This window comes from Streptomyces sp. 150FB (genome assembly GCF_000818195.1).
Taxonomy (GTDB): domain Bacteria; phylum Actinomycetota; class Actinomycetes; order Streptomycetales; family Streptomycetaceae; genus Streptomyces.
This window is the reverse complement of sequence record NZ_JTHL01000001.1, coordinates 2107147-2108556: the sequence shown is the minus strand read 5'-3', so window position 1 is coordinate 2108556 and position 1410 is coordinate 2107147. Positions and strand designations below refer to the sequence as shown.

Genomic DNA, 1410 nt, shown 5'->3' with positions numbered 1-1410 from the left:
CCGCGGGCTCGCCGGGCCCGCAGGGACCGGGCGGCGCCGCGGGCGCCACGCTGCGCTGGTCCTCCGACAAGGGATGGGTCGAGCGCCCGGGCGGCGGCCCGGTGGGTGAACCCGCCGAGACGGCCTCCCTCCCGACCCTCGCGCAGCTCACCAGCGCCGAGCAGCGCTGGGCGGACCGCGAGGAGGACATCACGACCGTCGGCGGCGACCCCTTCGAGGTCGGGCAGGTCTTCGCGCGCCGCTGGATGGAACGACTGCCGGAAGCGGGCCATGTCCAGAAACTGTCGGTCATGTATCCGCGCATCCCGCACCGCATCGACGGCGAACTGCTCAGGTACGCGGCCCGGTTCGGCCTCCTCGCGCACAAGGACGACCAGATCGACGAGCACGACCGCTACGCCATCCGGGCCGGGTTCTGGCGGGAGATCGACGTACGCGCCGCGGAGCACGTACCGGCGGGGGAGTAGGCGTTCCGTCCCACACCCGAACCGAGGCCCCCAAAAACCCCCTTACGCCCCGACCGCGTAGGCTCGTACCTCGTGAGTACGGTGTGCGTGGTACGCGATCTGGTCAAGACGTACCCCGCCGCGCGCGGCAGGCGCGGAAACCCCGGGGCGCCCGAGGTGCGGGCCACCGACGGGATCTCCCTCGAAGTGCGGGGCGGTGAGATTTTCGGCCTGCTCGGACCCAACGGCGCCGGCAAGTCCACCCTCGTACGGCAGCTCACCGGCCTGATGCGGCCCGACTCCGGCAGTGTCGAACTCCTCGGGCACGACCTGGTACGCCACCCCGAGCGTGCCTCCAGGCTCGTCGGTTACCTGGGGCAGGAGTCCACCGCGCTCGACGAGCTGACCGTCTCCCTCGCCGCCGAGACCACCGGCCGGCTGCGCGGCCTCACCCTGCGCGACGCACGCGCGGCGCGCGACTCCGTACTCGACGAACTGGGCCTCACCGAGATCGCCTCACGCCCCCTGAAGAAGCTCTCCGGCGGGCAGCGGCGGCTGGCCTGCTTCGCCGCGGCGCTGGTGGGTCGGCGGCCCGTACTCGTCCTCGACGAGCCCACCACCGGCATGGACCCCGTCGCGCGCCGCGCGGTGTGGGCCGCCGTGGACCGCAGGCGCGCCGACCACGGCGCGACCGTGCTGCTCGTCACCCACAACGTCATCGAGGCCGAGACCGTCCTCGACCGGGTCGCCGTGCTGGAACGCGGCCGGGTCATCGCCTGCGACACCCCCTCCGGACTCAAGGAGCAGGTGGCCGGCGAGGTCAGGGTGGAGCTGATGTGGCGCGAACGCGCTCCGCTCGACGTGCCCGAGGTCGCGGCCCTGCGGGCCGTCGCCCAGCGGTCGGGGCGCCGCTGGGTCCTGCGGCTCGCCCCCGACGAGGCGCGTGCGGCGGTCGCCGCGGTGA

1 protein-coding gene and 1 pseudogene are annotated in these 1410 nt (G+C 73.8%); both read left to right on the top strand.

Annotation, left to right across the window (positions count from 1 at the left end; all coding sequences use genetic code 11):
• A pseudogene (locus QR77_RS48410) lies at positions 1 to 467 on the top strand (NYN domain-containing protein); the annotation flags it as partial.
• Between the two features lie 72 nt (positions 468 to 539).
• Positions 540 to 1410 (top strand): ABC transporter ATP-binding protein (locus tag QR77_RS08715; protein WP_236710568.1); only part of this gene is annotated, 871 nt, incomplete at its 3' end.